This is a genomic window from Bacteroides sp. AF32-8BH (genome assembly GCF_003435205.1).
GTDB classification, from domain to species: Bacteria; Bacteroidota; Bacteroidia; order Bacteroidales; family Bacteroidaceae; genus Bacteroides; species Bacteroides ovatus.
This window is the reverse complement of record NZ_QVLZ01000003.1, coordinates 33,635-48,059: the sequence shown is the minus strand read 5'-3', so window position 1 is coordinate 48,059 and position 14,425 is coordinate 33,635. Positions and strand designations below refer to the sequence as shown.

Annotated in this window: 8 protein-coding genes and 1 pseudogene; 5 read left to right on the top strand and 4 right to left on the bottom strand. The window is 40.0% G+C overall.

Translation table 11 applies throughout. The features are described 5' to 3' along the window. Positions 1-53: 53 nt before the first annotated feature. From gmd to DWZ47_RS02800, 5 genes and pseudogenes are all read left to right on the top strand, one after another. Positions 54-1,124, top strand: a complete 1,071-nt coding sequence (gmd, locus tag DWZ47_RS02820; RefSeq protein ID WP_004297836.1) for a GDP-mannose 4,6-dehydratase — start codon at positions 54-56, stop codon at positions 1,122-1,124. A gap of 19 nt (positions 1,125-1,143) precedes the next feature. Next, positions 1,144-2,214, top strand: coding sequence for a GDP-L-fucose synthase family protein (locus DWZ47_RS02815; protein ID WP_004297837.1), 1,071 nt, complete (start codon positions 1,144-1,146; stop codon positions 2,212-2,214). A 253-nt stretch (positions 2,215-2,467) separates the two neighbouring features. Continuing rightward, entirely contained in the window at positions 2,468-4,126 is a 1,659-nt protein-coding gene (locus tag DWZ47_RS02810; RefSeq protein ID WP_004297838.1) for an AMP-binding protein, read from the top strand. A gap of 49 nt (positions 4,127-4,175) precedes the next feature. Beyond that, positions 4,176-5,324: an LA_2272 family surface repeat-containing protein gene (locus DWZ47_RS02805; RefSeq protein ID WP_117512272.1), complete on the top strand. Its 1,149-nt coding sequence runs from the start codon at positions 4,176-4,178 to the stop codon at positions 5,322-5,324. Between the two features lie 11 nt (positions 5,325-5,335). Further along, positions 5,336-5,800 (top strand): annotated as a pseudogene (locus DWZ47_RS02800) (GNAT family N-acetyltransferase). A 138-nt stretch (positions 5,801-5,938) separates the two neighbouring features. Here the strand turns inward: DWZ47_RS02800 and DWZ47_RS02795 are convergent. The 4 genes from DWZ47_RS02795 to DWZ47_RS02780 form a co-directional block, all read right to left on the bottom strand. Continuing rightward, positions 5,939-7,933, bottom strand: coding sequence for a fructose-bisphosphatase class III (locus tag DWZ47_RS02795; RefSeq protein ID WP_004297844.1), 1,995 nt, complete (start codon positions 7,931-7,933; stop codon positions 5,939-5,941). Between the two features lie 33 nt (positions 7,934-7,966). Next, positions 7,967-9,631: a putative transporter gene (locus tag DWZ47_RS02790; protein WP_004297845.1), complete on the bottom strand. Its 1,665-nt coding sequence runs from the start codon at positions 9,629-9,631 to the stop codon at positions 7,967-7,969. 481 nt (positions 9,632-10,112) lie between these two features. Then, positions 10,113-12,536 carry a DUF262 domain-containing protein gene (locus DWZ47_RS02785; RefSeq protein ID WP_117512271.1) on the bottom strand — a complete coding sequence of 808 codons (2,424 nt, stop codon included), beginning with the start codon at positions 12,534-12,536 and terminating at the stop codon, positions 10,113-10,115. Further along, complete coding sequence (locus DWZ47_RS02780; protein WP_117512270.1) at positions 12,523-14,421, bottom strand: DUF262 domain-containing protein; 1,899 nt, start codon at positions 14,419-14,421, stop codon at positions 12,523-12,525. Before DWZ47_RS02780 ends, DWZ47_RS02785 begins: the two co-directional genes overlap by 14 nt. Between the last annotated feature and the right edge of the window lie 4 nt (positions 14,422-14,425).

Sequence of the window (14,425 nt, the reverse complement as noted above, 5' to 3'; positions counted from 1 at the left end):
CAAAAAATGCCGACATTTGCACCCACATTTTCAATTATATAAATAATTAGCGTATGAAAAAAGCCCTAATTTCAGGCATCACCGGGCAAGATGGTTCTTATCTTGCCGAATTTCTATTGCAAAAAGGTTACGAAGTACACGGTATACTCCGTCGTTCTTCTTCGTTCAATACAGGACGTATTGAACATTTGTATTTTGACGAGTGGGTGCGCGACATGAAACAGAAACGTACGATTAATCTGCATTATGGGGATATGACAGATTCTAGTTCGTTAATTCGTATTATTCAACAGGTGCAACCGGATGAAATCTACAATCTCGCAGCTCAAAGCCACGTGAAGGTTTCGTTCGACGTTCCGGAATACACTGCCGAAGCAGATGCTATCGGTACGTTGCGTATGCTCGAAGCTGTACGCATCCTGGGACTGGAAAAGAAAACCCGCATCTATCAGGCTTCTACTTCCGAATTGTTCGGTAAGGTGCAGGAAGTTCCACAAAAAGAGACAACTCCATTCTATCCCCGTTCTCCGTATGGGGTAGCCAAACAATATGGTTTCTGGATTACTAAAAACTACCGCGAAAGCTATGGTATGTTTGCAGTAAACGGTATTTTGTTCAATCACGAGAGCGAACGCCGTGGTGAGACGTTCGTTACCCGTAAAATTTCGCTTGCTGCCGCACGTATCGCACAGGGCGAACAGGACAAACTGTACCTGGGTAATCTGGATTCTCTTCGCGACTGGGGATATGCCAAGGATTACATCGAATGTATGTGGCTGATCCTGCAACATGATGTTCCAGAAGATTTCGTTATTGCTACTGGAGAAATGCACACGGTGCGCGAATTCGCAACGTTAGCATTCAAAGAAGCAGGTATCGAACTTCGTTGGGAAGGTGAAGGCGTAAATGAAAAAGGTATCGACGTAGCTACCGGAAAATCTCTGGTAGAAGTTGATCCGAAGTATTTCCGTCCATCGGAAGTAGAACAATTGCTGGGCGACCCGACTAAAGCTAAAACACTGTTGGGCTGGGATCCACGTAAAACATCATTCGAAGAACTGGTAAGTATCATGGTTCGCCACGATATGGAGAAGGTGAGACGAATGATTGCTACCAAACATTAAAACTTGCTTCACTAATAGAATGGAAAAGAATGCAAAGATATATGTAGCAGGACACCGCGGACTTGTAGGATCTGCTATCTGGAAGAATTTGCAGGATAAAGGATACACCAATCTGGTAGGCCGCACTCACAAAGAGCTTGATCTGCTGGATGGCATGGCTGTCCGTAATTTTTTCGATGAAGAACAACCGGAATATGTATTCCTTGCTGCTGCCTTTGTGGGTGGTATCATGGCGAACAGCATCTACCGTGCCGACTTTATCTATAAGAATCTGCAAATTCAACAGAATATCATCGGAGAGAGCTTCCGTCACCATGTTAAGAAGTTGCTCTTCCTGGGTAGCACGTGTATTTATCCACGTGACGCCGAACAGCCGATGAAGGAAGATGTATTGCTTACTTCACCGTTGGAATATACCAACGAGCCGTATGCAATTGCTAAAATTGCCGGACTGAAAATGTGCGAAAGTTTCAACCTGCAATATGGAACGAACTACATCGCTGTGATGCCGACAAACCTTTACGGACCGAATGATAATTTCGACTTGGAACGCAGTCATGTACTGCCTGCCATGATCCGAAAGATTCATCTGGCACACTGTCTGAAAGAAGGAAACTGGGAAGCTGTACGTAAGGATATGAACCTGCGCCCGGTGGAAGGCGTCAACGGCGACAGTCCGAAAGAAGAAATCCTGGCTATTCTGCAAAAATACGGAATCAGCGAAACGGAAGTCACTCTTTGGGGTACAGGTACTCCACTCCGCGAGTTCCTTTGGAGCGAAGAAATGGCAGATGCCAGCGTCTTCGTAATGGAGCACGTAGACTTCAAAGATACCTATAAAGAAGGCAGCAAAGATATCCGCAACTGCCATATCAACATCGGCACCGGTAAGGAAATCACCATCCGTCAGCTGGCCGAACGTATTGTAGAAACTGTAGGGTATCAAGGAAAACTGACCTTCGACAGCAGCAAACCGGACGGCACTATGCGCAAGCTGACCGATCCTTCGAAACTGCACTCTTTGGGGTGGCACCATAAAATTGAAATCGAGGAAGGCGTACAAAGAATGTACGAATGGTACTTGAAATAAGAATTTAAAGAATCAATCAATATGCTATGAGCAGAATTATTTTTGCTTATAGCATATTTTTTTTTGATTATAGCATAATGATTTTTGGTTATAGCATAATGAAATTAGCTATAAGCATAATCTTTCATCCTACCAGCCTGTCGCAATCTCACTACATCGCCCTTCCCCCATTTCCAAAAATTCTTCCCTCTTAATTCTTCATTCTTAATATAATTGCTATATTTGCACAAATTAATACCAAATGTGCAAAACAATGGAACAAAGTTTTATAGCCTACATTGAGAATAGTATCAAAAATAATTGGGACCTGGATGCCCTGACCGATTATAAAGGTGCAACTTTACAGTATAAAGACGTAGCTCGCAAGATCGAAAAACTCCATATCATTTTTGAAGAAAGTGGAATCCGCAAAGGAGATAAGATTGCTGTTTGCGGAAGAAACAGCTCTCATTGGGGAGTCACTTTTCTTGCTACACTGACGTATGGGGCAGTTGTTGTACCCATCCTCCATGAATTTAAAGCGGACAATATACATAACATCGTCAACCATTCCGAAGCAAAATTACTGCTTGTAGGAGATATGGTATGGGAAAACCTGAATGAGTCGGCAATGCCGCTACTGGAGGGTATCCTGATGATGAACGACTTCACCCTGCTAGTGTCACGCAGCGAACGACTGACTTATGCACGCGAACACCTGAACGAAATGTTCGGCAAAAAATATCCGAAGAATTTCCGCACAGAGCATATCGCTTATCATAAGGATGAACCGGAAGAACTGGCTGTTATCAATTATACTTCAGGAACAACAAGTTACTCGAAAGGAGTAATGCTCCCCTATCGCAGTCTGTGGTCGAATACCAAATTTGCTTTTGAAGTATTAGACCTGCAAGCCGGAGATAAGATCGTATCCATGCTCCCTATGGCACACATGTACGGACTGGCTTTCGAATTCCTTTATGAGTTCTCCGTGGGTTGCCACATCTACTTCCTTACTCGCATGCCGAGTCCGAAAATCATTTTCCAGGCTTTCGAAGAGGTGAAACCTAATCTGATTGTTGCCGTACCGCTTATCATCGAAAAAATCATCAAGAAGAGCGTGCTTCCGAAATTGGAAACTCCTGCAATGAAGATCTTACTAAAAGTGCCTATCATCAACGACAAGATAAAAGCAACGGTACGCGAAGAAATGATTAAAGCATTTGGCGGAAACTTCAAAGCTGTTATTGTAGGAGGTGCTGCTTTCAATCAGGAAGTAGAACAGTTCTTGAAAATGATTGATTTCCCTTATACAGTAGGATATGGAATGACGGAATGTGGTCCGATTATCTGTTACGAGGATTGGAGAAGATTCAAGCCGGGTTCATGCGGAAAAGCTGTACCACGTATGGATGTGAAAGTGTTGTCATCTGATCCCGAGAACATTGTTGGCGAAATCGTATGTAAGGGTCCGAATGTGATGTTGGGATATTACAAAAACGAAGAAGCTACCCAGGAAGTTATCGACAAAGACGGATGGCTGCATACAGGTGACCTGGCTTTGATGGATGCTGAAGGAAATGTTACGATCAAAGGACGCAGCAAGAACCTGTTATTGAGTGCTAGCGGACAGAATATCTACCCGGAAGAAATTGAAGATAAATTGAACAACCTGCCATACGTGGCTGAAAGTATTATCGTTCAGCAAAACGAAAAACTTGTCGGACTTGTTTATCCTGATTTTGACGACGCTTTCGCTCATGGCCTGAAGAATGAAGACATCGAGCAAATAATGGAAGAAAACCGTGTGGCACTGAATGATACGCTACCGGCTTACAGCCAAATATCCAAGATGAAAATCTATCCGGAAGAATTCGAAAAGACACCGAAGAAGAGCATCAAACGTTATTTATACCAGGAAGCAAAAGGCTAATATAAAGTTAGCTGCATAGAGATATTACTTAAGCCGAAAAGAGAAAGGAATGAAGATAAAGAAAACAATATTCACGGCAGCTATACTAATGGCTGCCGTTTGTTTACCGGCACAGAACAAGAGTGCAGGTATTAATATATCTATCTGGAAAGATATTTGTACGCAACCGCATGACAGTACACAGACGACTTATGTGAACATCGGCCTCCTGTCTACAATGAATCGCTTGAACGGTGTGGGTATCAATGCATTGGGGAGTGTGGTACATGGTGACATGAACGGAGTACAGATCACCGGATTAGCCAATCTGGCAGGTGGAACAATGAGGGGTGTCCAGCTGGCCGGTATCAGTAATATCAGTGGTAACAACACCGTAGGACTTTCTGCTGCCGGACTGGTAAATATCACCGGCGACAGAACTCAGGGAGTAATCATATCCGGTTTAACCAGTATCGGAGGAGATAATACCTCGGGGTTAATGATTAGCGGTTTCATGAATGTGACGGGCAATATGGCTTCGGGACTACACTTTTCCGGAGCGGCAAATATTACAGGACAGAGTTTCGGCGGCTTGATGGCTTCCGGACTTTTGAATGTAGTAGGCGAACACATGAACGGCTTGCAGATTGCAGGAATTGCCAACATAACTGCATCGAAACTGAATGGGGTGCAAATAGCATTATGTAATTATGTAACGCAGGCCCGCGGACTTCAAATTGGCCTTGTCAATTATTACAAAGAAGATATGAAGGGATTCCAACTCGGATTGGTTAATGCGAATCCTGATACAAGAGTGCAGATGATGGTGTATGGTGGAAATGCTACGCCTGTCAATATAGGTGTACGCTTCAAGAACCAATTGTTTTATACCATTCTGGGAGTCGGCTCCATGTATCAGGGGTTGAATGATAAGTTTTCGGCAAGTGCATCCTATCGTGCCGGTTTGTCCTTCCCTCTTTACAAAGGCTTATCCATCAGCGGAGACCTTGGCTACCAGCATATCGAGGCGTTCGATAACAAAGACGAGGTGATTCCGAAACGCTTATATGCATTGCAGGCACGTGCCAATCTGGAATATCAATTTACCAGGAAGTTCGGCATCTATGCAACAGGTGGTTATGGGTTAACCAGATTCTATAATAAATCAAGCAATTACGATAAAGGAGCGATTATAGAAGCAGGCATTGTTCTTTTCTAAATAAAATTACAATGAACGTTGAGATGAACATAACTACAATTAGAGAATACCAGCCAACAGATAAGAATGCTGTAATAGATTTAATCAGACAGAACACGCCTGCATATTTTGCACCGAAAGAAGAAGCTGATTTTAGTAACTATCTGGATAGCGAACGTGAACTTTATTTTGTTCTATTACTCAACAAGAAGGTTGTAGGCTGTGGCGGAATAAATTTTACAAAGGATAAAGCCAGCGGAAAAATAAGTTAGGATATCATACATCCCCAGTACCAAGGCAAATCGTTAGGAGCACAATTATTAAAATATAGAATTGAAATATTAAAGTCCATTGATGGTATTCAAAAAATAACCGTTAGAACTTCACAATTAGCCTATAAATTCTACGAAAAGCAAGGATTCACACTGAAAGAAATCCAAAGAGACTATTGGGCCAAAGGCTTTGATATGTATAGTATGGAATATAACGGGCATTAATAATAAAAGTGCAATTCAATATTAATAATGAATTACACTTTTCCTTATGTATCAAGTAAATAAAGACACTATATTTTAAGCATTACTAAAACTATCAAATGATAAATGATGGTTTTAAGCCCTTATCATTTCAATCTATCACACTTTTTCTTTTATCAGACCAGTACGATAAGCAACAAGCAGTTTCTTCAAATCCTGTATTTGAGTCACTAGTTCTTTTCCCTTATCGGTATCTTTCACCATCATTCGTTGCGAATTAAATTCGAGAACGAAGTTGGTCGATTTGATATCAAGCCCCTCTTCAATGGCTTTCTGACGAGACTGGAATGGTTCGTGCTGTACGAGTTGCATACCATGAGAATGATAAACAAGCGTATACCCCGCAATTCCCGTTTCCGGCTGATAAGCTTTTGAAAAACCGCCATCAATAACGAAAAGCTTGCCATTGGCTTTCATAGGTTGTTCCCCCTGAATCGTTTTCACAGGCACATGACCGTTGATAATATGCGAATGAGGCCCTGAAGCTCCAAACTCTGTCAAAATCTGGTCACAAATATCTTCCCGGTTACGCAATGTGTAATAATAGCCTTTCTTTTCTTTATGCAACTCTTTATCTTCTACAAAATAACGCTCAAAAGTCGCCATCTTATCTTTATCAAACAAAGGAGCTTCCGGGCCACACCACATATACCAGATATAATCCATAGCAAATTCCTTATCCTCCTCTCCTTCTTCATCGAAATAAGCGGTACGGATCAATTGATCGGCTTTATCCAGCAATTTATGTCCCCAGTATTCCTTACCACGTATTTTGACATGTTTAAAGCTGCCATCCTCATTCAGAGGAACAGAAGCATGATAAAGAAGATTCGAGTTTGAAACCAGATACATGCCGCCATAGGTAAACAGACAACGCATGTGCTTCTTCAATTTCTCACTATTCATAAATGAATAATGAATCTTTTCTACCAATTCGCGTTCTTCTTCAGTCAGTCGGTAAGGATCTGCCGGATCTACAGTCGGGAAATTGGTATCACGCAAAGCATATTCTTTTCCTTCATATACAAAGACGCCGCGTTCAAAATCAATCTTCTCCAGAAGTTTACGATTAGCCATTCCGAATTCCGGACGGCGGTCGATGATTTCAGCTTCCAGCTTAAACTGGATAATGGTAATGGCTTTATGCATTTGAGTAATCAGACGCAAAGTCTTCTCATTATAATGAGCATCGGCAAAGTTCATTTTCGGCATGAAAATCGTGCAAGGATCATCGGCATACGTATCCATTGCAAAAGTAGCCAATGGAAGCAAATTGATTCCGTATCCGTCTTCAAGTGTCCCCAGATTACCATAGCGCATAGACATACGTATCACGTTAGCGATACAACTATCATTACCGGAAGCTGCTCCCATCCAGAGAATATCATGATTTCCCCATTGAATATCGAAATTGTGGTAATTACACAATGTATCCATAATGATATGCGCACCGGGACCACGGTCGTAAATATCACCTACGATATGAAGAGAATCAATAGTCAAGCGCTGAATCAGATTACACATAGCGATAATGAAATCGTCGGCACGCTTCGTAGTGATAATTGTGCTGATAATTACATTAATATAAGCATGCTTATTCGGTTCGATAGACGATTCGTGCAATAACTCCTGAATGATATAAGAGAATTCGGCAGGCAGTGATTTACGAACCTTCGAACGAGTATATTTGGAAGACACGTTCTGACAGACTTTCACCAGTTGGTTCAGCGTAATCAGATACCAATCATCCAGATCCTTTTCACGGGCCTTCACCAATTGCAGTTTCTCTTCGGGATAATAAATCAAAGTACAGATTTCTTTCTTTTCAGCTTCACGAAGAGTGTTGCCGAATATTTCATTTACTTTACGTTTTACCGCACCGGAAGCATTTTTCAGTACATGCTGAAAAGCTTCATATTCTCCATGAATATCAGTCAGGAAATGTTCCGTCCCTTTAGGTAGATTTAAGATAGCCTCTAAGTTGATTATTTCCGTACTGGCATCAGCAATGGTAGGAAAACTTCGGGAAAGCAGTTGCAGGTAACGGAGATCACTCACAATGCTTTCAGGAGTTATGTTACTTTGAGCAGTCATTCTATTTACAATTTTACTATTTACAATTATTTCTCAATTCAACAAGAACATTAACAACACTTGAGCGATAATTACCCGCAGAAACATACACAGCGGATAAACGGTCGCATAGGCCACGGATGGGTTGTCGCCGGGAATTGTATCGTTTACATAGTTCAGTGCCATCGGATTTGCCATACTTCCGCACAACATGCCAGATACAGTACCGAAATCAATCTTCATCATCTTGAAAGCCACAAACCCGACTAGTACGGTTGGAACAATAGTCAATCCGGCCCCTAAAGCAATCCATAACAAACCTTCCGGACGGAATACGGTGTCGAAAAAATGAGCTCCGGCATCCAGTCCCAGACAAGCAAGGTACATGGAAAGTCCCAAGGCACGTAACATCAGATTCGCACTACGGGTGGTATAAGTAATCATGTGTATCCGTGGTCCAAAAGTTCCCAGAAGGATACCAACGATAATCGGTCCACCCGCTAATCCCAGCTTCACAGGAGTACTGACACCCGGAAAAGAGAAAGGAATCGCCCCCAATGCCAAACCGAGTACGATGCCGATAAACACAACAACCAGATTGGGTTCTTTCAAACTTTTTACAGCATTTCCAAGTACTTTCTCCACATTCTGAATAGCAGCAGCCTCTCCCACTACCGTCAGGCGGTCTCCTAATTGAAGTACCAATCCCGGAGTAGCAAGCAACTGCACACCCGACCGGTAAACGCGACTGATGTTAATCCCATAATGATTTCTCAACCGGAGTGAACCGAGTTTCTTACCATTCAGTTCAGGGCGGGTAACGACAATACGTTGCGAAATCAATTCACTATCAATCGCATTCCAGTCAATGTCCTCTTTATTCCAATCCGTATTTTCCTGTTCACCAAAAAGCACGGTCAAGGCCAAAGCATCTTTCTCCGCAGTTACCACCAGCAAACGGTCACCTTCCTTCAATATCTTGTCAGAAGTCGGAATACTTACATGTCCGTCACGCCATAAGCGGGAGATGACAAACTTCGGGTAACTCATGCGAGCTATATCCTTGATGCTTTTATTGAAAATAGCAGGATTGTGTACTTGAAACGCTGCAATGTAGGTTTTGTTCGCATCGTCTTTCTCTTTTATCTCCAAGTCTTCTTTGCGAACCAGCACTTTGCGAATTAATAAAACGGCAAGGATTACACCAACTACCCCCATCGGATAGGCTACCGCACATCCTAAAGCAGGAGTACTGCTGTCCATTCCCATCTGTTTTAATGTTTGTTGTGCAGCTCCCAACGCCGGAGTATTCGTCGTTGCTCCACAAAGGATACCAACCATATCAGGAAGAGAGACACCTGTCGCATAACTGGCCACCACCGTCAACAATGTTCCCAACAGAACAACTCCCAATGCCAGCATATTCAATGTCACCCCTCCTTTGCGGAAAGAGCTAAAGAAACCGGGACCGACTTGCAAACCGAGAGAATAAACGAAAATGACCAGTCCGAAACTTTCTGCGTAGTTCAACATCTGCGGATCGACCGAAAGCCCGAGATGGCCGGCGAGGATGCCTGCAAAAAAAACAAAAGTGACTCCCAGGGAAACTCCCCAGAAATGCACTCTTCCCAAGCCCAGACCAATGGCAGAAATCAATGAAAGTACCACAACAGCCTGTAAGGCAGAATGTTCGAGAAATAGACTATATAACCACTCCATGTATATAAAAACTAATAGGGCGCAAAGATAAAAACTATTTAGTCCGGTTCAAAACTTTTAAGCTTTCATTTCGCGCCCTATTTATACCCTGAATCATATATCCTGAAATCTTATTGATTACCCTTTTACTCCGTTACCTATTATTTTGTTCCTAATAACTATCCTATTTCTATCTTAACTATCTTATCCTTCTCTTTTCACCTGCATCTTGTTATCCCTCAAACGATCTTTTTCCCTCCAAGATAAAACATCGTGTATAATTCTTATTTACAATGATATATGACGACATATGTTGTTATAAGCAACAAAATAGTAGCAATAAAAAATATTATATGCAACAATTTGTCGGGACAAGGGTAGAAATGATTATTTGAGTGGGTATGAAAAAGTCGATATGTATAGAAAATAATGCCGCATAATCCTTGAATTATAGATTATACGGCATCAATTATCTTACCTTTAGTTTGCTTTTGAAAGAAGTCTAAACCGATAGCCCTTCATTGGATTCAGCTTTAAATGGACATGTTTTATGTCTAAGAATTAGTTCGTCTAACCGAGAGAGGATGACTTCTTTTGACATACAATCAGCACATTTAAAACAAAAGTATTTTTCTTCCTCTGTCGTTCCTTCAACATCGTTTTCTACATAAACATTACCATCATTGGAGTTCATCAGATATACATAATCTGTTCGATACCATTGAAAATTATGCTGTTTATAGCGAAAATTAATATTCCAGCCATATAATAAAGGAGTACCGGGAATCTTTGCGGAGTCATCGACTTGGATGCCATCCGAGTTTAGCAGAAACTTATCTCTAACAGATGCATTCAAGAAAACACCTGTAGAGCTTGGGTAAATTGCTTTATGCTTCGAATAGGAATAGTCTCTAATCCATGAATTACTCATTTTTTTTCTGACATAATCAAGCAGTTGGGTATGGGTAAGAAGAAACAATGTGTGTTTTGCAAAATCGTCCTGATAACTTTGCTGCCATTGAGTACTACGTGGATACCCAAGCAATAAATAATGAATCGGAGAACACAGGTCAGGTGAAAGAAGGTAATACATCCAAGTATTCGCTTTATTATTGAATGTACGGTAATTCCACCACAAATTACCCCAAAAGTTTTCTGTGGTAAATCGGCTGAATAGTATTTTAAGCAATTCTGTATTATGGTAGTCCTCGTTCATTACGCTGCTCTGATTTTCGTTTCTTACAAAGAAACGTTGTACGGTATTCCACTTGTCATTAAACATCGCCCAATCAGTTTTTCCTTCTTCATCTTGAAACAGAAAACGTATTGATCCGTGAAAGAAAGAATAATCTTCTGCTTCAATGATTCGATTTTCCCAATCTGGATTTTTATATATTTGAAGAGCCTTGGCTATTTCTTCATTCCATCTGCGGGTTAATACGGAAGTGGACGACTCTCCACCTTCTGCGACATCCATTTTCATGAATGCCAAACTGCTAATTGCATTGTGACTGTCAATGGTGTCAAGGTAAGATATGGCTTTTCTCACAGTCTCAACATCACGAATCTCTGGGCTACCAGTCCTGTCGGTTCCTGAAATTAAATTATAAACGACTCGCATCCATCTATTCAACGACTGTTGATTAGGAATACCTTCACTGAAATATTTACATACTGCAAAGAAAACGATTCTTTGCAGTTGATTAATGCCTGAAATTTCTTTTTTCTCATCTTTACTATTTTTGTTATTCCTATAAGTGGGTATGAAATCGAATCCTTTCATCCATCTTGGTGACGGAATGATACCTTGAAATGAAGAATAATTATCAAGAATGATTTCGAGTTTTTCAAAAAATGACACAGGGATAGAACCCATATAATATTTATATGGATCAAAACCTATATATCTATCTGAGTCATCGGCATTGAAATACTCGTATGAAGGATTTTTCGATACTGATGATAAAGTCAAAATATAATCTCCATTGTCATTCTTAGCTGTAAACAACTCATTCCAAAAGAATCTATTGACAAAAGCAAAGAATATTTCATCAATTTTATGGTCTTCTGAGCGATTGTCCCAAAAAAGTTGATTCCATTCCGTGTCAATCTTGATAGGTATTCCGTTCCTGATATCAAGCAAATTTTTCCATCTCTTATTCAAGATTTCACCTTGTTCGGAAACTCTTTCTTGTTCTCGAAGATAGCCTATGAGGTCAGCCTTAAGGTTTTCAAAGGAAGTCAACTGTTTACCACGAGCATTCATTTTAACATAAAGGTCATCAGATAGTCCAAAATCTTCAAGTGGTTGTTGGTAGAAGGCTATTGCGTCAGTCTCCGTAAGCCGTTCCCAATATTTTTCAAAAACATCTTTCTTTGTATGGATAAACAATTCCTCCAATCCGTCAACAATATCTTCTCCGCTCTTATCTCCAATGTCTGTTCCTTTAATCATTCGAAGCATTGAAGATATGGTAGGGTCTTGATTCCATGCAGAATAATACCAAGTCGCATCCTTGATGAATTTTACAACATCCTTTTTGTCGAAGCTTGTAAAATTTTCAGTATGGCAAAGGTTCTGTATAAATTCTCGGGAAGATATTCGCGTCTCGTACGAAAATCTGGCAAGGATATTAAAAGCTTCTTCATATTTGTCCGCAAACAAAGCTATATACCAATGGAGCAGCCATAATGTGGTAAGACGCTGCTGGCCATCCAAAGGTTGGAGTGTATTGTTTTCAACCGAGCCATACACAAAATCCAGTTTTAGAGTTTCTCCATCTAAAGCTTGTTTTAAACTCGTAAGGAAATTCTTGCGAAGATATTCTTTTCCAACTCTTCCTTGTGCATAATCTCGTTGTACTATCGGTATTTCTATACTGTTATTCTGTAGCAGTTGCCAAAATGTAATTTTATTTGTCGCCATGATTTTCTTTTTCGATTGTTGTAGGTTTGCTTAATTGCTGTATACAATGTTTAATGTCCGCCAGATAATATTTCGCATCAGGAATCGTCCAATAATTATTTTCACTTACGGAAGGAGAATAGTATTTGAGGAAGACATTCTTAGTGCATGGTGGTACAAAAGAAGATTTGCCTTTATTGGCATCAACCATAACAAGCCCTTCTGCTGTAATTTTAGGTATTTTCAATAATTCACCTTTATCCTTTCCTATAATTATGCGGCGTTTTGCAGAAAAAATGGCATTTCCATAGCCACGATTGGTTGAAGAATCCAATAGAGTATAGTTCCATATTTGGTTCTTTTCCTCCTGTGACCAATCGTTGATTGATGGTATTAAAGACTTTATCTCGGAATATATTGTTTCTTTTTTTTGCTCATTGGTAATAGTGAAGTACTCTTTAATTTTCTCCTGACTTTCGGCTGAAAGGCTTAGATAGATATTCGTTAGCCATTCTTTACGAGTAGCAGAGTCTCCCTCTGGATTTATAGTATTTGAATTAATGTGTTCCACATCCCATCCTTCCAATTTGTACAAGTGGAATGGGAACTTATAGAATACAGCCAATTTGTATTTGTCGTTTTCTTTTTGTGCGATATTACTATTGATAACTGTTTGTATATTATGAAATAACAAGATTGGACGGCATTTCCATTTGTCTTTACCATCCTCATCGTATTGATAACAAAGAGGTATCTTTGTCACAATCTCTCTGATTTGTTTTTTCAAATCATCTATAAATGAAGATTTTGTTGAGGATCTATCCCATTTTTCACTCAGTGTATAAGCATCACTACCTTGAGAAATCAAGAATCCTATGTAGTGATAAAGATATATGTCATCATACCATTCTTTGAATGTATTGAAATATCTCTTGACTTTTCCCCAACAAGCATTCAGATCACTATTCCTTAGTTTGAAATATTCATAGAAATAGCGAAAAACACGGTCTTTGTCATTTCCGATTTGTTCGTATATTTCTTCTCCAAGATGCAATATGTTGTTTTCACACATGAGATTGAATATATAATCTATTCGGGTTGGATTTTCATACCCAGGCTTATTCAAGAAGAGCCAAAATTCATCTTTTTGAAGTTGGTATTCTATGGCATCCCATTCACTTGCTATTTCTTGTTGACGCAAGGTTATATCGCTGATACTTTTCTTTGTGAAATTATGCCGATTTAACATCATCGCCTTTATCAGCTCAGCATTTGTCAGCGATATTTTACCGATGTTAAGACGGGTAAATACTTTGATTGGATTTTCATTAACAGATTCATACCAAATGAAACGTACATTGTTTGCTTTGTCGCGCCCATCTTCATCCATATCACAACTTATAAGTGTTTCTAATAATTTTGTATCAAAATCCCAATATTTGCCTATCCAAGATTCTACCGTTGTATAAGCATTGGAGATATGGTAAAGATCTATTTCAGAATCATCTATCTGCGGATTTTCAAAAAAGGACTCAACTTTGTTATTTCGTTGATATTTGAGTGAATATAGCTGAGGGAAGTGCTTTTTATTTAATTCTTCTTTTAATGCTCGAAGTATAAGATATATTGTAGTAAGACGCTGCTGCCCGTCTATTACCTCATACCATATACCTTCACCTAGATTCTTTTCACTTGTTTCATTGTCAGACATCATTCGTACAACTAACGGTTGTACACAATAAAACTGATAATTCTGAAGATTATTCGATTTGAAATCCTTGATATCATTTAATAAATCCTCGACTTGTTGCGCTGTCCAACGATACCCTCGTTGATAATCAGGGATAAAGAAGTTTAGCCCAAGTAATTCTCGGACTGACTTAAGACCAATAATGTTCTCTGCCATAATC

Excerpts from the sequence above, each read along its gene's own strand:
- DWZ47_RS02780 (WP_117512270.1), bottom strand. The coding sequence starts at position 14,421 with ATGGCAGAGAACATTATTGGTCTTAAGTCAGTCCGAGAATTACTTGGG.
- DWZ47_RS02810 (WP_004297838.1), top strand. The coding sequence starts at position 2,468 with ATGGAACAAAGTTTTATAGCCTACATTGAGAATAGTATCAAAAATAAT.
- DWZ47_RS02785 (WP_117512271.1), bottom strand. The coding sequence starts at position 12,536 with ATGGCGACAAATAAAATTACATTTTGGCAACTGCTACAGAATAACAGT.
- DWZ47_RS02790 (WP_004297845.1), bottom strand. The coding sequence starts at position 9,631 with ATGGAGTGGTTATATAGTCTATTTCTCGAACATTCTGCCTTACAGGCT.
- DWZ47_RS02805 (WP_117512272.1), top strand. The coding sequence starts at position 4,176 with ATGAAGATAAAGAAAACAATATTCACGGCAGCTATACTAATGGCTGCC.
- DWZ47_RS02815 (WP_004297837.1), top strand. The coding sequence starts at position 1,144 with ATGGAAAAGAATGCAAAGATATATGTAGCAGGACACCGCGGACTTGTA.
- DWZ47_RS02795 (WP_004297844.1), bottom strand. The coding sequence starts at position 7,933 with ATGACTGCTCAAAGTAACATAACTCCTGAAAGCATTGTGAGTGATCTC.
- gmd (WP_004297836.1), top strand. The coding sequence starts at position 54 with ATGAAAAAAGCCCTAATTTCAGGCATCACCGGGCAAGATGGTTCTTAT.